This window comes from Leptospiraceae bacterium (assembly GCA_024233835.1).
GTDB lineage: Bacteria > Spirochaetota > Leptospiria > Leptospirales > Leptospiraceae > JACKPC01.
This window is the reverse complement of sequence record JACKPC010000002.1, coordinates 718,997-739,486: the sequence shown is the minus strand read 5'-3', so window position 1 is coordinate 739,486 and position 20,490 is coordinate 718,997. Positions and strand designations below refer to the sequence as shown.

Sequence of the window (20,490 nt, the reverse complement as noted above, 5' to 3'; positions counted from 1 at the left end):
TTCCTCTTAACCTTCCGGTTTTGTTTCCACTGGTGTATCCATATCCCTGGTTTTTGTTTCCGGCGGAGTTTCTTTTCCTTCTGAACCCGGTGCTGGATTATTTGTTTCTTCTTTTTTCTGTCCGCCTTCTAAGGGCTCGAGTTTGGCTAAAAGCTCCTGGGCATAGGCCTTAAAAACATCCTCTTTTTCTATGGCTTTATTCAGTGTTTCTTTAGCTTCTTTCCGCAATTTAGCTGCTTCTTCGGGGTTTTCTGTTTTCATCGCCTTGGCAATAACTTTTGTGGCGTTACGAATAGTTAAAGCTGTTTGACCGAGCATAGGATCTTTAGATAAACCCGGATCGCTTAGTTGTATCCATACATTATAATACGTTTCGGGCACTTCACCAAAGGTAAGTTTTGCACTGTAGCAGGTTGCTCTTCCCCATTCACTCAGGGTTTCCTTAATATAACATAAAGCTCCCTTGTCCATTTTCCCCTTGGTCGGAGCGGTCAGGGTTGGTTTTAAAAAGGCAGTTATTCCATCTCCCACTGCAAAATAAACTACTTCCACAAAACGATCCAGAGGAGCATACCCTTCTTTACCGGTTACGGTCTTTAATTTGAGGTATTCTTTATTCCCTTCACTCTTGATTTCAAGACCGGTTACCTCTTCTAAATCATAAACCAGGGCGACTCTGTCTTGTTTTTTTGTAGAACCCGGAACTGAAGTGATAAAGACATTTCCATCGGGATAGCGTTTACCTAAAATCTGGGTATTATCAACCTTATTCTCTTCTTCCTTTTTCTTACAGGAAGAAACCACTATAAGTAATGAAATAAACAGGAGGAGTATTTTTTTCATAATACATAAGCAAAAATAAAACAATTATTAAAACGTAAAGCAAGTTTTTTGGAAAGACAGGCTAAAAATGATTGAGTTCTGGTTATCCGTTCGAAAACTCCGGGCAGTTCCAGTCAAACTGTCCACTAAAATGTAACCAGGCTGTTAAGTAGCGATAGAGTTCGAAGCACCTTGGTGGACAAATAATTGATTGACTAATGCTCAAATTTCAATATAATAAGATGTATCAAGGAAGTGTAATATGGAACCATATAACTTGACTATAATTATCGGAATTATTGGAATTGCATCGTGGTCGTATATTGCTTTGCGTGCAGCTTCAAGGATAATTGCCCGAGAAGTCAAAAAAGAAATTTATAAATTAGAAAGAAGTAAATGATAAAACGGATTCAATTCTTTTTATTTTAGGAGTTGCATGGTGCGGCTTTCTATTATATTTATTATCAACTTATAAAGAATTTAAGATTTACTCAGAACTTATTATTTACATAGTATCTTTTACCGGTTCGGTAATAGCTATCTATGAATTTTTTAGAAAGAATTAAGATTATGTTGCGTTTGAAAATTGGGCTTACCTAAGCCCCTGGTTTTACAGTGATAAGTGGAAAAATCTAAATTCTTGATTACCTGCAAGATTTTTAAAAAAGCTATTGTCTTAAAACGAATTGAGGATTTATGGTAGCCTGTAAGAGGTTCTCCTTTGATGAAGAATTCCAGAATTTTTAGTTTATACGTTCTTTCTCTTCTCATTCTTTCATTTCTCAGTCAGTGTCGGATAAAAAATGTAATCGAATGCGGAAGACTCAGCAACTGCGATGAAAAAGCTGCGAAGACCGCTCTTTTTTCCATTCTAACAGCACAACCTTACATTGAAGGTGTTTTTATCCCTGCGGTCAACGCCTCAGGTGCCAGTGATGACGCAGCAACCTATCAAACTGCCTATACACTCAGTGATACTGCCTGGGATGAAACTGCCGTTCGGAAAGTCCTGCTTACTTTCGCTTACGGAGGTCCGGCCAGTGATGCGCAAATTACCACCTGGGCCGATATGAGTCCTTCGGCAGCTATTATTGAAATGCTTTCTATGACTGTAGACAATACAAAGCTCGCACGGGCTTTAGATGGGAACAATCCAACTGAAATATCCTACTCAGAACGATCCCTGTCCGGCTTATCCAAAATTTTTACTGCGGGCAGGTATACAAATAGTCCTTCAAACTACAACCAGATGATTCGCTATGGTAATGCACCGGGTTATAGTTTTTTAGGAGCGGTCCGACTTAGGGGTCTAAATCCCTTCCGCTTTAAGGTAGGAATGATAGAAACCAACTATCACATGTCGATCAATCTCGATAAAAATGTAGACTCTCCCCAGATGTTACAGTATTTCGATGATATTGTAAACGATATAGCCGGTGGATACGAATATCACGTAGTTCTTCGTAATGCAGCCCTTTCGGCAGCTGTAGCTACTCAGTATAATCACAGGAAAAATGTAATTCAAAATGCAACCTTTAGAGGCAACGAAGATTTTGCGAGAGAATACCACCAGCTCTATTTCGGAATTCTGGGAACAGGAGTAAACGGGGACTGCGGAAAACTCAGCACCGATACCTGTAGCGGTAACCCGGAAAATTTTTATAACCATGAGTTAAAAACCATCCGTCAAACCGCAGAAGCCCTGACCGATATTCAGGTTCTGGATAAGGGACAGTTTAAGGATACGGTAGCTGTATACGGAAGCACTTATCATCAAACAGGAGAACTTTCCATTTATAATCAGAACATAAGTGGAAACAATGCCAGAGAGCGCTTTACAGCCATTTCTCCAAATTCGATTTCACATCCGGAAAGTCTACAGAATCTACCGGTAATCCTGGTTCGTTTTTATGCCGATGAAAACCTGGATCCTTCCAATCCGATTGTTGGAACTACTGATGAGATTCATGCCAAGTTAGCGACGATTCGAGCCTTATGGAAAGATATGAGTAATAAAAACCTCATAGAGTTTCTTCGCAAATACGCTGTATCGACAGCCTTTCATAATTCTACTCGAGTTAAATACAGAACTTCTATTGATAGAATCCTGACTATAGTCAATCTTGTAACTACATCTAATACGGAAGCGAGCACCGAACTCTTATCTCCTTTTAGCCGACTTCGTAATGAAACGGTAATTCCCTTTCGACCGGAACACGATGTATTCGGTGGACAAACCGGTATAGAAGCAGCGGAGAGTGATGATGTATTTACCCTGCAATATAATTCGGCACGCTCCAACCGTTACGGTACGAGTTCTTACTGGAATGGTTCTACGAATGTAGAATCAAAAGACTTTCGAAAGCTTTTTTCCCAGAGTTCCAAGCTTTCCTCCAAAACAGAAAATTTTCCTGTTAGTGATGTGGCGGAATTTTTATGGATACGTTTTACGGGAGATGCAAACCTGAAGCATTTCGGTATTTTAGAGAAAGCACATATTTACGCTCTTTTAGCCACCGGAACCGATTTCATGTTCCAGACAGATGAAACCTGTAAAACCTCCACCTGGGATTGTAAGAATACAAGCATTAACTCCATGGTCATTACCGAAGCCCAGCTAAATGATTCAACCAGTGCCATCGGAAACCTGTATCGTTCTTTCGCCTCTGATTTGATGTATAAAACGGGTGAATCCACAACGAATAACCAGGATGATAACGCCCGAATCGGTTATGCGATTGATTTTATTATATCTACCCCGTTTATGTTTGTTCAGGAAGGACTATAAGATGAAGAGTTTAAGTAGAAAACAATTTTTAAAATTAATGGGAGCTTCCTTTGGAGCCCTGGCCACTTCCGGACTTCCATTCCAGGAACTATTGGGTCAATCGACTTATGGTAATACACTCATAAATCTTCTTTTAGAAGGAGGGCCGGATTTCCGCCACCTTTTTGTTCCCAAACCTTCGAGTGACACAAAAAGTTATGGTTATAAATTCTGGAATAATCGAACCACAGCCATAGGTAAGGGAACGGCTGTATCCGATCCTGCAAGTTGGAATACGGCATTTGCCAATAACTATGAAGCAGTTAGTCTAAAAGACAGCTCCGGTAATACTATAGAATTCGGTATATTAAAAACCAATAATAGTGCAGAAGGTGCAAATACCTGGCTTATCGAACAAATCAAAGCCGGTAAAGTGGCGATTATCAATAACGTTTATCACTCTATTAGCCGTGACCATCCCCATTCTCTTCTCGTTTTACAAAGCGGAATCTATGAAACAAAAGCCGGTCAGAGCGGTCAAAGCGGATGGGGGGGAAGGCTTATTGAAACTCTGAGTGATGGAAGGCTACTTTCTTTAAGTAACCAACCCCGCGCTTTTTGCAATACAAGTCAGAAAAGTAAACTTTTATCATTTACCAATTCGAGAAATTTTGGTTTAAGCCAGGCTTCTGTAGATACAAATGGAAGAATCAGCACCAACGATAGGGGTATTCGAGCTTTAAATGCTTACTATAGCCAGAGAGCTTCTCAATACTCCGGAACCGTATATGAGAAATTCTTTAACCAGCAGATAAAACTGCAAAGCTTGAGCACCCAGATCAGGGCTCGTTTAAGCAGTGGTAGTAGTCTGGCTGAAACGTACTCTGCTCTGGGTATGGATTCCGGTTTTTTTCAAACCGATGCTAACGGACAAACAGGTTTCAAAACCAGTAATTTTAGAACCCAAATTTTATCTCTTTATGACGCCTTTGTGGTTTCCGATTTACTAAAACCAAGAATTTTCTCTTTGAATTATAATTACTGGGACAGCCATAAAAATCAACAGAGCGATATAGAACCCCAGCTTAACGATATTTTTGGTTATAACCGGGGCTTTCATGCCGTCTTCAAGAATAATCCGGCTATTTTTAATAGCTCAGTTATAGTAATCAGTGGAGAGTTTGGCAGGCAGCTAAAATCCAATGGAGATCTCGGAACGGATCATGGCAGGGGAAATACGGTATTAGTTATCGGCGGGCAGGTTGTGGGTGGTATATACGGAGAAATGTTTCCAACAAGGGAGAGCACGGAAGACGCAAGCGGAAAAGCACCTTTAGATATGTTCAACCGGGATATACAGGGAAGAACCGCCTTCCATAAAGTTTTCGGAAAAGTTTGTGACTGGGTAAATCCGGGTTCTTCTTCTACCGTATTTAATGAAACAATATATCCTTTACCAACCATGAAAGATGATACAGGATCTATTATCAGTAGCACAGGCATTGAAAGTGGAGTAAGCCTGAGTTTTTTATAATATATGATTAGATTAATATTTCTCTTTTTGTTTAGTTCTATCCTTTTTTATTCCAGTTTATTTGCAGAAGAATCTTCTGCACTAACTAGACTTTTAGAAGTGGCTGTAGGCTCTACCCAGCTCGGAAATAGAGGCCCTGAGTCAGTAGGTTCCCTATTAAGTAGCATGAGGTTTGCCAACAGTTTAACCTCCAATTCCAGCGAACTATTTCGGGATATAAAGAGAAGTAATGAGTCCACTACAAACTCAAAGGTGAAATTTGGACATAAGCTATCTGATAGTTTTGCTTATGCGATTCATTATGCTTCCAGTGGTAAAATCTATTATCACAGGGATAGCTTCGGTGATAAATCGACCTACATTTATGATGATGCAGATAGCTCTCAACATCTTTTAGGTTTCAAATTAATGGCCGGGATGATGGATTATTTAAGTCCTCAATCCTACGAAGTAGCATTTGGTTATGAAAGAATTCGTCAGTCCGGACCTTTTGTTACTTATGGATATCGCTCTCCCAAATATGAGAACAAAACCCTTACACCGGCGGATTATCTTTTTGGGGAAGGCGACTTCCAATTTAGAACAGGAGCTTTTACCTTTTCTTTCGGCACGAGTATGACAGGAAGTCTATTCGGATTTTATACGAATATTGAATTCCAATTTTTGGGAGGCAAGTCAAAATTAAATTCGATAGCCTATAATGCAAGTGGCATGACTCTACCGGATTTAAATAATTTAGATAAAACTAAATTACAGCTGGCTATTTTAAAAATTAACTCATTCAGTGGATTTATGGGTCTTGTGGAAATGGGACTGATTGTTAAACTTCTTGATTCTATCGGTCTGAAAGTTGGGGCTTATTACCAGGCGAGTATTTTATCTATTGGAACACCATCGGGTTATTACTTCGAATCCGGTAAATGGACAGAAGCCAAATCTTCTACAAAAATCACTTCAGCCAGCAGTCGTAATTATCTGGGTTTTTACGGGGTGAATATAGGGGTTGTAACCAGGTTTTGAAATTATATTAGGAATACTAAATACTTTAATAATTATGAATAATCACAAGCAGGAACAACTTTTTTTATTTGAACAACCTAAAGTTTCTGATGAAGTTAATAATAACGATGAAGAAAAAAAAGAATCAAATAATAAATCTTCAAAGACTAAAAAACAAGCTAAACCAAAGTTAGAACCATTGGAATATTATAATAAACTGGAAAACTTAATTTCCGCGTTATCAAAAGAAGCCTATACTTTGGCCAGGGAAGCTATTAGTGCTTATCCGGATGATCTTGTTATGAAAATCTATGCACTTTACGCTTGCTTAGTCGCAGAAGAATATGAAAGTTTTTCAATCTATTATGAATCGATTTATGATAAAGTTTTAGAGGAATATATTGTTTTACCTATTATGATAATGCAAATTATTAATGAAGTTTATCCCTCTGCCCTAAAGAACTATAAGCTTTTTCTTAAGTGGAAAAAAAAGGACCCCATGGTATATCCTCCATTTATAAATAAAGACTGGGCTGAAGCTTATATATCATTATTAAAAAAATGGCAACGAGATGAGGCTGAAAAAATAAAAGAAAGAATTAAAGAAGAAGAAAAACTTCTCCAAACCAAACAAAAAGAAAAATTAGAAAAGTTAAAGAAGATAAAAAAAGAAAAGGCACTGGAAGAAAAAAGAAAACAAAAACTCGAAGAGGAAGAAAGAGCTCACAAGGACTTATTAGATAAAGTTAAAGATCGTTTACATTTTAAGCCATTGGAAAAAGCTTTTCGTGGAATTGAGTTTTTCATGAAACCTAAAAATTCCAAAGTACTAAAAGCTTTTAAAGTATCCTCTAATAGTCTTGATGTTTTTTTTCTTCGTAATCAACTAGAAAATTTAAAATTATTTAAGTCTTTTGAAAGTCTATTATGTATTCCTTTTATTACGATTAGCCCATTTCCCTATCAGTTAGAAACAGCAAAAAAAGTTCTTAAACAATTTCGTGGAAGAGTTCTCCTTTCCGACGAAGTAGGACTCGGAAAAACTATCGAAGCCGGTCTCGTCTTAAAAGAATATCTAACAAGGGGACTTGTTAAAAAAGTATTAATTATTACTCCGGCCAGCTTAGTCAGTCAATGGCAAGAAGAATTACTTACTAAATTTGGTATTGAATTTACTACGACCCAAAATCCGAACCTCAAAGAAGATCCGGATAATTTTTGGAAAGAAAATCTGGTAATTGCATCCATTGCAACTGTTCGAAGAGATAAACACACGAGGATTGTTTCTAAACTAAATTATGATTTGATTATTGTTGATGAAGCTCATCACTTAAAAAATAGAAAATCAAAAAATTGGCAAACAATTAACCTATTACAAAAAAAGTTTATTCTCCTTCTATCAGCTACACCCGTACAGAATAATCTGATAGAATTATATAATCTACTAACTCTCTTAAAGCCCGGAATTTTTAAAACAGAAAAAGATTTCAAAGAAGCGTATGTATCGCCACAAAACCCCCGCATTCCATTAAATAGAGGAAAGTTACAGGATTTGATGAGAGATATCATGATAAGAAATACACGTTCTTTAGTTGATATAAAACTACCTCCACGAACTGTATTAACAATACGTAAAGATTTTAGTACCGAAGAATTAAACGCATATAAAAAAATTAATAAACTAATTATAGATTCTTATGATAAAACTTCATCCACCCAGAAATTACAATTTCAACATCTCCTGCAGGCTGCAGGTTCCACACATTTTACAATTTATAATTCCCTTAATAAGTTTATAGAAAATCATAAAGAGAATTTAAGTTCTGAGTGGATGGAATTATTAAAAATATACAAACACATAGATAAGAGTACGAAAGTAGAAACTCTTATAGAACTACTAAAGAAAAATCCTAATGAGAAAAAAATAATTTTCGTAAGACATACAGAAACTTTAAACTATCTATCAAAAGAGTTAGAGAAGAATAAACTAGAGCATGTTATATTTTCAGGTAGTATTTCAGCCAGAGAAAAGGACGAGGCTGTCGAAAACTTTAAGGAACTTTATCCTATTCTTCTCAGTACTGAGTCAGGTGGCGAAGGACGTAATTTACAATTTTGTAATACACTGATTAATTTTGATCTTCCCTGGAACCCACAGGTTATAGAACAACGAATTGGTCGTATTCATAGAATCGGACAGGAAAGAGAAGTCTTTGTGTTTAACCTGACATCCAAAAATACACTTGAAGATTATCTGTTAAAAATATTAGATGAGAAAATTAATATGTTCGAGCTTGTAGTCGGAGAAATACAGTCAATACTTGGTGAAATGGATTCGGAAGACGATTTTAATTCTTTGGTCTATAAATCCTGGCTTGACTCTTCAAATAACAATCAATCTGAACCTTTCACTCAATTAGGGGAAGGATTATTAAAAGCTAAAGAAGAATATATTAATTCCAAAACTCTCGATGAAAGCTTATTTGGAGATGAATTTGAAGTACTGATATGAGCAACCTAAAAGAGATTACAGAAAAATTATTTCAATATAAAAATATTGAATATGAAAAGAGTGAAGATTCCATAGAAGCCCTCTTACCGAGAGAACTGCAACTTGAGTGGGAGGTTCCTGAGTTTGTTTCTTTAAATTTTTCAGAAAAGTTTTCAGATAAACAAATAAATATTCATATTGATTCTGAGTGGCCGGAAAAATTTTTAAATTTCCTGCATACGGAAGGTACACACGGTTTTTATATACCTGAACTTCAGGTATCTCCTAAAGCACCTGATGCAGAAAAAATAATCGCAAAAGAACTTATTTTGCATAATTCTATATATAAAATTAAGAATATAGAACAACAATTTAGTATATATTCCACTTTCATTATCAAAGCAATTGCAAGTTCCGATGAAAAACGGGAAGCTATTTTTCCTTTAAGCATAAATGAATCTAATTTATTGCTATCTCCCGAACTAGGTAAAGCTGTATTAGATCCTATTAATACTGTAGAATCATTACCCTATTCAAATTTTAAGAAGGAAGCAAGAAACATTTCAGAAATTTTGGAACCTGTCGAATTTCTTATCCGGGCCTCCTGTTATGAAACTTTTTCTTCTTTTATTCATGGAATGGACAGAAGAATGAATAGAGATTATGAAAGGATTTATAGTTATTATACAGATATGCAAAATCAAATTATAGAAAAAGTAGCCGGGAAACTAAAAAAGGATCTTTCCTATGATTGCGGTCTGGAAAAACAAAGGATAAGTTCGATAGAAAAAGAATACTTATCAAAAGTGACTGATATAAAAAGAAAATACAAGATTTCACTTGAATATGAGGTGATACAATGGTTAAGAACCAGAATCCCGGTCTACCGTATTGAAATATTACTTCAGAGAAGAAAAAATTCCAGAAAAATTTTTGTAGATTATAATTCTCTAATACGCAAGCCGGATTCCATACACTGTGAATTCTGTGGAAAGATTACAAATACCTTTGAAATAGAAGATAATACTTTAAAACTCAAAGGTATTTGCTGTATTTCATAATCGGGCTTTTGGTTTTTCAAAACTCATCAGGTATAAAGACTTTTTGATATGAAGAATTAACCATAGCTCAAAGCAAAAAACAAGTGTTTTTCATTTTATGATTCTTTATTGAGAGCAAACACAGCGGACGTAAATATTCTCTTCCAAATTTTTCGTCAATTATTACTTTGGAAATTTTAAGTTTAAGTGCCAGAGCTTATTATTCATTGAAAGATTCAATAAGATTATTTTTTCTTTTTAAAAAGATATTCATAAATTGTCAAAACAGAGCCTATAAACGAAATTAGATAAATAAGTATTTCTGCATATTCTTTATAATTTGAAAAATTAATAAATAAGTATAGAATCAATCCCACCGCTGAAACTACAAGAATGAATAATAAGGAATCCAAAAACTCATCGTTCATTTTTAATTTCTTTGCGAAATTCCCTTGCAAACAAACGTGAAGCAACTTTTATACCCACCAATAACCAGCAGGCAATTCCAATTAAACCAACAATCAAAATATATATACTCATTTTTTTCCCTTTTCTATTAGACTATCCCTGCTTAAAAAAAGGCAAGTGTTTTTCATATCCGGTAATCACAGCGGTTGGTGTGGTTCGACAGACTCAACAACCATAGCAAAGCGTAGGAGATCCTCCGGAGGGTCGCCTTCAATGTGCAGGGATAGTGGAAGAATTTAAGAAAACAGATAAGACATATTTGGTTACATAAATCCTTCAGCCAAACCTCAAAATGTAAAGGCCAGCACCTTTGTAATTACCTCAGTAAAAAAAGCTCTTGTGGTAATACTTTCCGGTCTGAAAGATAACATTTTATGATCAAAGCCCGCTTTGATAGTATAGTTAGAACTAACTTTATTTCCCATTCTGGCACTAAACATGGGCACAATTCCATCGGAAAATAAAAAGGTTGGACTTCCCGACTGTAAAGCCTTGCAACCATTTACATAAATATCTCCTCCTTCTGCGATAGAACAGGATAAAGGTGGCCCCAAATTTCCGGCGTAAGGATAAATGCGATTATCCTTAGCTGTTTTTTCATTACTCAAATCGAGGCTTAAATTCACCGCATCTGTAATAAAAGTATCATTTCCTGTATTGGTATGTCCCAGTTCCTTTCCGCCCTGTGAATTCGTTGCAAAACTGGATAAGTCACCTAACACTCCCGAACTATTCTGATAGGCAGAACTGGCAAAGGGTGAACCATAATAGGGCGTTCCGAGACTCACAATATAATCTATCACATCAGAAGTATTATTTTCGTGATATAAAGCTATCCTGGAAATCAATCCTCCCATAGAATGGGCCACAATCACCACCTTATCAGAAGCCACAAAATTGGCATTGAGAGTATCTATGAGACGTTTTCCATTGTCTAAAATAGAATCAGCTGTTCTATAAGTAAAAGCATATACATCATAACTTGATTCTTGTCCCTGATTTGCCAGATTGAGAATCGTTTCATCGTAAATCTTAAAAGCGATTCCCCAGGTATCCTTAATATTCTGAATTTTTTTTGAATCGGAAGTAGGTGGATCAGATGATTTCTCAGTAAAGTCCCAGCCATGAATAAAAATCACTTTTAGCTTTGAGGTTTTATTTTGAGTACCTGCCAGTAAAAATTGACTTTCAGCCGATACACCGGGTGTTCCGGCCTGGTATTTAAAAAGTTTATGATTTACTTCCTGACTTATGCTAGATACAAAATAAGCCAGCAACTTTTCTTCATCCGTTTTATTATCTTTTTTTGCACAGAAAGTAAGTGTCCACAAAAGACTGAACATAAATAGTTTTAAAAGTATTTTCATTAAAGCTCCTTCATTCCACAGAAAAATGCAAAAACCCATGCTGCTTGGGCCTGTATTCTTTTTCATTCAAATAAAAACTTAGACCGATTTTTCCACTTTTTGCATATCCAATTTTTTGAATCTCAGGAAATTCCTCCTTTGATATTTCCGCAGGAGACAAAAAAAGCAATTCCAACTCCTCCCCGGAAGAGAGAAGATCATCATAAGTCAAAACTCTTTGAAGTTCCTGTTCAAAAGGTAGATTTTCGATTTGAATTTCAATTTGAAGCCCGGAAGCCAGTGCCAGCCTGCTCGCATCCTGTATGATTCCATCTGTAACATCCATCATGGCGTGAATCGGTATTTCTCGAAGCAACTCTTTTGATAAGCTTAGTCTGCTTCTGGGAGAAAGGTGCCTTTCTACAGCTTGTTTCCGGAGTTCAGAGGAAATCGGAAAAATCTCTCCTTTCAAAATCCTGTATCCGAGAAGGGAGAGGCCCGTTTTTCCACTCAAATATAAAAAATCCCCCTCTTTTCCTCCATCTCTATTAATTGGTTTTTCGGTCTTACCAATTAGAGTCATTCCGATGCAGGTTTTTTGGGAAAAAAATGTATCTCCACCGGCCAGTTGAATTTCATACCGATTCAACTCGCTTTTTAAGACTTCTGAAAAAGCATTTATCCAGTTCGAACGAGCAGAAATTTTGGAAAGGCCGAGGTTTAAAAATGCCAGTTCCGGACTTCCACCGCTCGCGGCAATATCCGAGATATTTACCTCGATTAATTTAATAGCTAATTGTTCCGGTGAACTCCATTCATGTAAAAAATGGGTTCCTTCAGCCATTGTATCCGTTGTGATTAAGAATTGATTCTTCCAGAAAAAACAATCATCCTGCGGAAATTGTCCCTCAGGAAAGAAGTTTTTGATTATATTTTCTTCTTTCATCTTGATTTCTCTTGACTATATTTATTACCTTTTAATGATGGTTCCCTAGAGGAAATTTGTATATTCATGACAACAGTAGCTCCAATACATAAAACACCTGTATTAAAAAAAGAAGAAATAGAGAAAAATTGGTATGTAGTCGATGCGGAAGGTAAAACCCTGGGCCGTCTTTGCGCTTTTGTTGCATCGAGACTCAGAGGAAAACATAAACCGGCGTTTACTCCCAATCAGGATTGTGGAGACAACATTATCGTCATCAATGCTGATAAGGTAAAAGTTACCGGTAACAAAGCTGCCCAAAAAAAATATCACAGACACTCCAATTATCCGGGCGGTTTAACCACACAGACCTTTACCGAGTTAAAAGCAAAAGATCCCAGAAAGATTATTGAAATCGGAGTAAAGGGTATGCTTCCTAAGAATAGACTTGGAAGTCAAATGATGACTAATATTCGAATTTTTTCCGGCTCAAATCATAACATGCAGGCTCAGAAACCTGTAGAATTGGACTTTTAAGGAGTAATCATGTCAGATAAAAAAGGAATCTGGGCTGTAGGAAGGAGAAAAACATCTATAGCCAGGGTAAAGTTGACCGAGGGAAAAGGTAAAATTACCATTAATAATAAAGATGTAAATGAATACATTCAGGGTGGAAGTAGCCGTGTTGACGAAGCTATTAGACCTCTTTTAAAAATAAATGCCAAAGAAAAATACGACCTGATTCTCAATGTAAAAGGTGGTGGGATCAATGGTCAGATTGGAGCTATCAAGCATGCTATCGCCAGGGCTCTTATCAAAGCTCAACCGGATACTCGCAAAGATTTAAAAGTCGAAGGCTTTCTTACCAGGGATTCCCGGATGGTGGAAAGAAAGAAATACGGTTTACACAAAGCGAGAAGAGGTACCCAGTTCTCCAAACGTTAATTTCCTCTATTCCTTTAGGGATAGCTTAATTGAAAAAAGACCTCAATTCAAAAAGCGGTTATTATTCTCTTGTGCTTCGTTTCATCAGCACAAGAGACCGCTCTTCTCAAGAAATCAAAGAATTCTTAACCAAAAAAGGTGCAGATCCTGAGTTTATTCAGGAAGTGATACGTAAGCTACAGGATGAAAGATTGTTGGATGATGGGCGTTTTGCTTCCAATCGTATTTATTTCCGAATGACACATAAGCTCTGGGGTATCAATCGAATCACAAGTGAACTGCTAATTTTTGGAATTCATAAAGAAATTATAAAATCCGAATTATCTAAAATTACAAAAGAAGCCTGGCTTTCAAATTGTAATAAACTAATCCAAAAGAAAGTAAAATTTCCTTTGAGTAAGGAAGCTTTACCGAAATTGCACAGACAACTTCGTTCTTATGGTTATCTTGATACCGAAATTAAAAACTGTCTTAAAAATCTACATTCTTCTTTAGAAGCCGAGTAAAATTATGTACCCAAAAACTGTCGCTGAAATTCGTAATGCGTATCTAAGTTATTTTAAGTCCAAGAATCACGTTCACGTTTCTTCCTCAAGCCTTATTCCGGCGGGAGATCCCAGCCTTCTTTTTACTACAGCAGGCATGGTTCAATTCAAGCCTCTTTTTACCGGAGCAGTTGAACTTCCTTATACCCGTGCAACCTCTTCTCAGAAGTGCCTGAGAACCACGGATCTTGAACGGGTAGGAAAAACAGAAAGGCACTGTACTTTTTTTGAAATGCTCGGTAATTTTAGCTTTGGAGATTATTTCAAAAAAGAAGCTATAGAATATGCTCTGGATTTCTCTGTAAATCATCTTGGTTTTCCGGTAGATAAAATTTGGATATCGGTTTATGAAGATGATGATGAGGCGATTGAACTCTGGGTTAAAGCAGGAATTCCCAGGGAGCGAATTGTTCGTCTGGGAAAAGCGGATAACTTCTGGGGACCTGCAGGAGAAACCGGTGCCTGCGGCCCCTGTTCGGAACTATATTTTGATAGGGGAATAGAAAAAGGTTTTGAAGGCTGTGGAAATAAGGCGAGTTGTAAGCCGGGTTGTGACTGTGATAGATTCCTGGAATACTGGAATCTTGTATTCAATCAGTTCGATCAGGATAAAACCGGGAAACTGAATCCTCTCAAACAAACAGGAATAGACACAGGTTCCGGTCTCGAACGCATTGCTCTTCTCATTCAAAATGTGGATTCCGTTTATGATACCGATGAACTAAAAAAAATTATACAATCTATTGAAACTTTGAGCGGTGTTTCCTATACCAAAAATAATGCAGCTTCTTTTCGGGTTCTGACCGATCATGCAAGGGCTGTTTGTTTTGCGATATCCGATGGAATTTATCCGGATAGAACCGGTAGAGGTTATGTAATTCGAAGACTTATCCGTAGAGCCAGCCTTTATGCAAGAAAAATTGGTTTAAAAGAAACTTTCTTTTATAAGTTAATTCCTGTCATTGCAGAAATATACCAAAATTCCTATCCCGAATTGAAAGTAAAAGAAGCTCAGGTTTGTTCAATTGTCCTGGCAGAAGAAAAGCTCTTTTTGAATACACTCGAACTCGGATTGGATCAGTTAGAAAATATTCTCCAAACCTATCTTGCAAAGAAAGAAACCGTCTTTAAAGGAGTAGATTCTTTTCGGCTCTATAGTACCTTCGGGTTTCCTCCCGAAATGACAAAAGAGCTTTTAGAAGAAAGAGGAATGGTTTTCGATGAAAAAAGCTTTCAAGAAGAATTAGAGAAAGATAGAGCTATTGCCAGAGATTCCTGGAAAGGAAAGAAAGAGTCTTTACTCACCGGGATAGAAAGCCCTTCTATCACTGTATTTACAGGTTACCATTCCTTCTCCGGGACATCTGAGATTAATCTTATATTCAAAGATTCAAATTTAGTAAACTCTTTACAAGCAGGAGAACAGGGAGTTCTGGTTACAAAAGAAACACCTTTCTATGCAGAAGGGGGTGGTCAGGTTGGAGATACAGGTTATATAAAAACAAACACTGCCCTTTTCAAAGTAACAGATACCCAGAAAGAAAACGACACCTTTCTGCATATCGGAGAAGTTTTGAAAGGCGAATTTACACCCGGAACAGAAGTGGAACTGGAAATTGACTCCAATAGAAGAAACCTTTTGGCTTATCACCATTCCGGAACTCATCTCTTAAATGGAGCTTTACGTTCTATTCTCGGTACCCATGTAATGCAAAAAGCCTCTCTGGTATCCAGTGAACACCTTCGATTTGACTTTTCACACCCCAATGCTTTGAGCACCAAAGAACTCGAACAAATCGAAGAAAAAGTAAACGAAGCCATTCAAACAGGAGTTGAAGTAGTAACTACTGTACTACCGATAGCCGAAGCAAAGGCCAAAGGAGCCGTGGCTGCTTTTGATGAAAAATATGGTGATAAAGTTCGTGTTGTAGAGATGGATACATTTTCCTTAGAACTTTGTGGTGGCTGTCATGTGAAAAATACAAGAGATATTCAGTATTTTTTAATTACTAAAGAATCCAGTCCGGGTGCCGGGAATCGCAGGATTGAAGCCGTATGTGGCCCACCGGTTATTTCTTACTTCCAGGAAGCTTTCCAGGCCTTAGAAGAAGAAATTCAGGCTCTGAATATGCAGGTAAATGAACTGAAGACTCCTGTTTCCGAACTCATGATTCGAAAAAACGCACCCGGACCGGAGGAAGTAGAAAAACTTTTCCTAAGTAAAGGTGCCGGAGCTGTAAAAGAACTCAGGATCCTGAAGGCACATTTATCGGAACAATTAGAAACAAATAAGCAGGCCCTATTTAAGGAAAAGAAAAAACAGCAAAACCTTGAAAACAGGGACCTTCTTTCCCGTTCCGATGAGTTGAATCAAAAAGCGATTGAAGTTAAAAAAGTCAGAGTCATTCAAGAAATATTTGAAGGAGAAATTCCTTTAGACGCATTAAAGCAACTGGCAGATAAGATTAAAAATACAGGAAAACCTACCCTGATTTTATTTGCTTTAAAAACGTCTTCCAATCTTACCCTACTCTATATGTGCAATAAAGAAGCCACAAAAGAAGGAGTGCAGTGTAATCAACTACTCAAAGACACAGCTCCCATAGCGAGTGGCCGAGGTGGTGGTAAGCCGGAAATGGCCCAGGGTAGTGCAAAAGATGCGGATAAAATTCAGGATGTATTTCAAGAAGTACTTAATATATTAAAAAAGTGAGGGAAAAGAATGGCTGATTCATCATTCGATATTGTTTCAAAAATAGATAGATCGGAACTAAGTAACGCAGTTGCCCTTGCCAATACGGAATTAAACACCCGTTTTGATTTCAAGGGTTCAAAATCAGAAGTAAAACTGGATGAAAAAGATATTACAATTATCTCAGATAATGATATTAAACTCAAACAGGTAATTGATGTCTTTCAAAACAAACTGATTAAACGCGGCATCGGTTTAAAAGCTTTTAACTTCGAAGGAAAGATTGAAGCTTCCAGCGGACAAACCTGTCGTATGAAGGTAAAAGTTCAGGATGGACTGGAAAAAGACCACACAAAAGAAATCACCAAACTCATCAAAGACTCGAAAATAAAAGTCCAGGTGGTTAACATGGGAGACTGTGTGCGTGTCAGCAGTAAAAAGAAAGACGATTTGCAAGAAATTCAAAAACTCTTAAAAAGTGCTGAATTGAAGTTTGATGTTCAGTTTACAAACTATAAGTAAAATAAAAATTTTTAATTTTTCTTAGTAATAAATACAAAAAAGTGTTGACGTAGTGGAGAGTGTATGGGAAGTTGTTTTTCACGCGAGGGGCAGTAGTTCGGGACGAGGTAAAGGTTCTGGAGAATGATGCGAGTCGCAAGTTCATTATTAACTGAATCAAGTCGTATAGTAAAAAGTTATTTTATTGAGAACAAAAACAATAAAAGAAAGAAATTAATTAATAATTACAATTTTAGTGAAGACACCTGGAATTAGTAGAAGAAAAGAAGAACCAGGCTCATTCTTGCGAGACGTTAGGATTGCATGACGTAAGTTATGTGATAAGTAATATGGTCAAGTAAGTAAGGGCATACGGGGGATGCCAGGGCACTGAGAGGCGAAGAAGGACGTGGTTTGCTGCGATAAGCGACGGGGAGTTGTAAACAAGCGTTGATCCGTTGATTTCCGAATGGGGGAACCCGGCAGGCGATAGCCTGTCACCCATGCGAGTGGGGGCGATACCCGGGGAATTGAAACATCTTAGTACCCGGAGGAGAAGAAAGAAAGTTCGATTTTGTGAGTAGCGGTGAGCGAAAGCGAAAGAGCCCAAACCTCTGTCTATGTTACAGGCATGGACCGCTGTAGCAGAGGTGTTGAAGGAGCCACAAGTGAGAGTTCATGATCTCACGAAGAGTAAAAAAGGTTGAGTATAGAGGAACGGTATTGGAAAAGCCGACCAGAGAAGGTGAAAGTCCTGTATTCGAAATAATCAACTCTCTTAGTGGAATTCCTGAGTACCACGGAACACGTGTAATTTTGTGGGAATCTGGAGGGACCACTCTCCAAGGCTAAATACTCCTCAGTGACCGATAGTGGACGAGTACCGTGAGGGAAAGGTGAAAAGAACCGGGGGACCGGAGTGAAATAGAACCTGAAACCGTATGCTTACAAGGTATCAAAGCACTTGAGATGTGTGATGGTGTGCCTTTTGTAGAATGAGCCGGCGAGTTACTCTATGTTGCGAGCTTAAGACAGTGAGATGTCGGAGGCGAAGCGAAAGCGAGTGTTAATAGCGCGAGAAAAGTAGCATGGAGTAAGCCCGAAGCCAGATGAGCTATCCATGGGCAGGCTGAAAGTGAGGTAAAACTCAGTGGAGGGCCGAACCCGTTGACGTTGAAAAGTCTTGGGATGACCTGTGGATAGGGGTGAAAGGCCAACCAAATCTGGCAATAGCTGGTTCTCCCCGAAATAGCTTTAGGGCTAGCGTCATATGTTTAGTCACAGGGGTAGAGCTACTGACAGGGCTAGGGGGCCCACAAGCTTACCAAACCCTATCAAACTCCGAATACTGTGACTTGAAGTATGGCAGTCAGACTACGGGGGATAAGCTTCGTGGTCAAAAGGGAAACAGCCCGGACCGTCGTCTAAGGTCCCAAAATTCATGCTAAGTGTGAAAGGATGTGGAGATACGGAGACAACCAGGAGGTTGGCTTAGAAGCAGCCACCCTTGAAAGAGTGCGTAATAGCTCACTGGTCGAGTGTTTCTGCGCCGAAAATGTATGGGACTAAGCATGATACCGAAGACACGGGTGTGCAGTGATGCACGCGGTAGGGGAGCGTTCTTTCATCCGATGAAGATATACCGAGAGGCGTATTGGAGGAGTAAGAAGTGAGAATGCCGGCATGAGTAGCGTAAAAAGGGGTGAGAGTCCCCTTCACCGAAAACCCAAGGATTCCCCGGGAAGGCAAATCCGCCGGGGGTTAGTCGGGTCCTAAGGCGAGGCCGAGAGGCGTAGTCGATGGCAAGCAGGTTAATATTCCTGCACCGTTATGATTGTGCGAAGGAGTGACGCAGAAGGATATTTAGAGCGGGGCGTTGGTAGACCCTGTTGGTATATGTAGGCTATGAGAGATGCAGGAAAATCCGCATCTTGAGCGGAGGTATATCGGGAAGTCTCAGAGATGAGAATAAGCTAAAGATTCCAAGCTGCCAAGAAATAGCTTCTAAGTTTAGGTCATAATGTCCGTACCGCAAACCGACACAGGTGGGTGGGAAGAGAATTCCAAGGTGTTCGAGATAACTTTCGTTAAGGAACTCGGCAAAATGTCCCTGTAACTTCGGGAGAAAGGGATCCGAATTGAGTGAAGCCCCGCGGTGAAGCTCGAGTCGGACGCAGTGAAAAGAGGGTGGCGACTGTTTACCAAAAACACAGGTCTCTGCGAAATCGTAAGATGACGTATAGGGACTGACACCTGCCCGGTGCCGGAAGGTTAAGAGGAGATGTTAGCGCAAGCGAAGCTTCGAATCGAAGCCCCGGTAAACGGCGGCCGTAACTATGACGGTCCTAAGGTAGCGAAATTCCTTGTCGGGTAAGTTCCGACCTGCACGAATGGTGTAACGACCTCCCTACTGTCTCAACGAGAGTCTCGGCGAAATTGTAATGCCCGTGAAGATGCGGGCTACCTGCGATAGGACGGAAAGACCCCGTGAACCTTTACTGTAACCTGGCATTGAACTTTGGTTTATTATGTGTAGGATAGGTGGGAGACTGAGAGACATGGACGCTAGTTTGTGTTGAGTCATCGTTGAAATACCACCCTTAGTGAACTCGAGTTCTAACTGTGTGAATTACACAAGACATTGTCAGGCGGGCGGTTTGACTGGGGCGGTCGCCTCCCAAAGTGTAACGGAGGCGCCCAAAGGTTCCCTCAGCGCGGACGGAAATCGCGCAAAGAGTGTAAAGGCAGAAGGGAGCTTGACTGCGAGACCAACAAGTCGAGCAGATGCGAAAGCAGGGCTTAGTGATCCGGTGGTTCTGAGTGGAAGGGCCATCGCTCAACGGATAAAAGGTACTCCGGGGATAACAGGCTGATCGCGTCCAAGAGTTCATATCGACGACGCGGTTTGGCACCTCGATGTCGGCTCGTCGCATCCTGGGGCTGAAGCAGGTCCCAAGGGTATGGCTGTTCGCCATTTAAAGCGGTACGCGAGCTGGGTTCAGAACGTCGTGAGACAGTTCGGTCCCTATCCATCGCAGGCGAAGGAGATTTGAAGGAAGTTGCCCCTAGTACGAGAGGACCGGGGTGAACGGATCCATGGTGTATCAGTTGTCACGCCAGTGGCATTGCTGAGTAGCTATATCCGGACGGGATAACCGCTGAAAGCATATAAGCGGGAAGCCTCTCCAAAGATAAGATCTCCCTCCGCAAGGCTAAAGGCCCCGGGAAGATGACCCGGTTGATAGGCTACAGGTGTAAGTGTGGTAACACATTCAGCCAAGTAGTACTAATAGGCCGTGAGACTTGACCATATTACCAAAAACCCCATCAACTCGATGGGGTTTTTTATTCTCTCCACTTCATTTCATAACTAATTGGTTTTGGAAAAATTCTACTTGCCAAATATAAATTCAAA

General features: G+C 38.9%; 14 protein-coding genes and 1 rRNA gene. 12 read left to right on the top strand and 3 right to left on the bottom strand.

Going from position 1 to position 20,490, the window contains the following annotated elements; genetic code table 11:
- Positions 1–6: 6 nt before the first annotated feature.
- On the bottom strand, positions 7–843 hold the full coding sequence (gene lenA / locus H7A25_12515) for a lipoprotein LenA (protein MCP5500722.1): 837 nt from the start codon (positions 841–843) through the stop codon (positions 7–9).
- 241 nt (positions 844–1,084) lie between these two features.
- Here lenA and H7A25_12510 point away from each other — a divergent pair, with 241 nt between their 5' ends.
- From H7A25_12510 to H7A25_12485, 6 genes are all read left to right on the top strand, one after another.
- The gene (locus H7A25_12510) at positions 1,085–1,222 is read left to right on the top strand and encodes a hypothetical protein (protein ID MCP5500721.1); all 138 of its coding nucleotides are present in this window, start codon (positions 1,085–1,087) and stop codon (positions 1,220–1,222) included.
- A gap of 324 nt (positions 1,223–1,546) precedes the next feature.
- The gene (locus tag H7A25_12505; protein MCP5500720.1) at positions 1,547–3,610 is read left to right on the top strand and encodes a hypothetical protein; all 2,064 of its coding nucleotides are present in this window, start codon (positions 1,547–1,549) and stop codon (positions 3,608–3,610) included.
- Position 3,611: 1 nt separating this feature from the next.
- Positions 3,612–5,123, top strand: a complete 1,512-nt coding sequence (locus H7A25_12500; protein ID MCP5500719.1) for a DUF1501 domain-containing protein — start codon at positions 3,612–3,614, stop codon at positions 5,121–5,123.
- 3 nt (positions 5,124–5,126) lie between these two features.
- Positions 5,127–6,143, top strand: coding sequence for a hypothetical protein (locus H7A25_12495; GenBank protein MCP5500718.1), 1,017 nt, complete (start codon positions 5,127–5,129; stop codon positions 6,141–6,143).
- A 784-nt stretch (positions 6,144–6,927) separates the two neighbouring features.
- A complete protein-coding gene (locus H7A25_12490) occupies positions 6,928–8,634 on the top strand; it encodes a DEAD/DEAH box helicase family protein (protein MCP5500717.1) in 1,707 nt (568 codons plus the stop codon).
- The gene (locus H7A25_12485; protein ID MCP5500716.1) at positions 8,631–9,674 is read left to right on the top strand and encodes a hypothetical protein; all 1,044 of its coding nucleotides are present in this window, start codon (positions 8,631–8,633) and stop codon (positions 9,672–9,674) included. The genes H7A25_12490 and H7A25_12485 overlap by 4 nt, the downstream gene beginning before the upstream one ends.
- Positions 9,675–10,408: 734 nt before the next feature.
- On the opposite strand, the gene H7A25_12480 is transcribed toward H7A25_12485, so the two are convergent.
- Both H7A25_12480 and thiL read right to left on the bottom strand, forming a co-directional pair.
- A complete protein-coding gene (locus H7A25_12480) occupies positions 10,409–11,488 on the bottom strand; it encodes an alpha/beta hydrolase (protein ID MCP5500715.1) in 1,080 nt (359 codons plus the stop codon).
- A 10-nt stretch (positions 11,489–11,498) separates the two neighbouring features.
- Positions 11,499–12,413, bottom strand: coding sequence for a thiamine-phosphate kinase (gene thiL / locus H7A25_12475; protein ID MCP5500714.1), 915 nt, complete (start codon positions 12,411–12,413; stop codon positions 11,499–11,501).
- A 66-nt stretch (positions 12,414–12,479) separates the two neighbouring features.
- On the opposite strand from thiL, the gene rplM reads away from it, so the two are divergent.
- The 6 genes from rplM to H7A25_12445 all read left to right on the top strand — a co-directional run bounded on the left by rplM (position 12,480) and on the right by H7A25_12445 (position 20,392).
- Positions 12,480–12,929, top strand: coding sequence for a 50S ribosomal protein L13 (rplM, locus tag H7A25_12470; GenBank protein MCP5500713.1), 450 nt, complete (start codon positions 12,480–12,482; stop codon positions 12,927–12,929).
- Between the two features lie 9 nt (positions 12,930–12,938).
- Positions 12,939–13,337, top strand: coding sequence for a 30S ribosomal protein S9 (rpsI, locus tag H7A25_12465; protein ID MCP5500712.1), 399 nt, complete (start codon positions 12,939–12,941; stop codon positions 13,335–13,337).
- A 29-nt stretch (positions 13,338–13,366) separates the two neighbouring features.
- Positions 13,367–13,843 carry a regulatory protein RecX gene (locus H7A25_12460; GenBank protein ID MCP5500711.1) on the top strand — a complete coding sequence of 159 codons (477 nt, stop codon included), beginning with the start codon at positions 13,367–13,369 and terminating at the stop codon, positions 13,841–13,843.
- 4 nt (positions 13,844–13,847) lie between these two features.
- A complete protein-coding gene (gene alaS / locus H7A25_12455; protein MCP5500710.1) occupies positions 13,848–16,595 on the top strand; it encodes an alanine--tRNA ligase in 2,748 nt (915 codons plus the stop codon).
- Positions 16,596–16,604: 9 nt separating this feature from the next.
- Positions 16,605–17,096 carry a YajQ family cyclic di-GMP-binding protein gene (locus H7A25_12450; protein ID MCP5500709.1) on the top strand — a complete coding sequence of 164 codons (492 nt, stop codon included), beginning with the start codon at positions 16,605–16,607 and terminating at the stop codon, positions 17,094–17,096.
- 327 nt (positions 17,097–17,423) lie between these two features.
- Positions 17,424–20,392, top strand: a 23S ribosomal RNA gene (locus H7A25_12445).
- Positions 20,393–20,490: the final 98 nt, after the last annotated feature.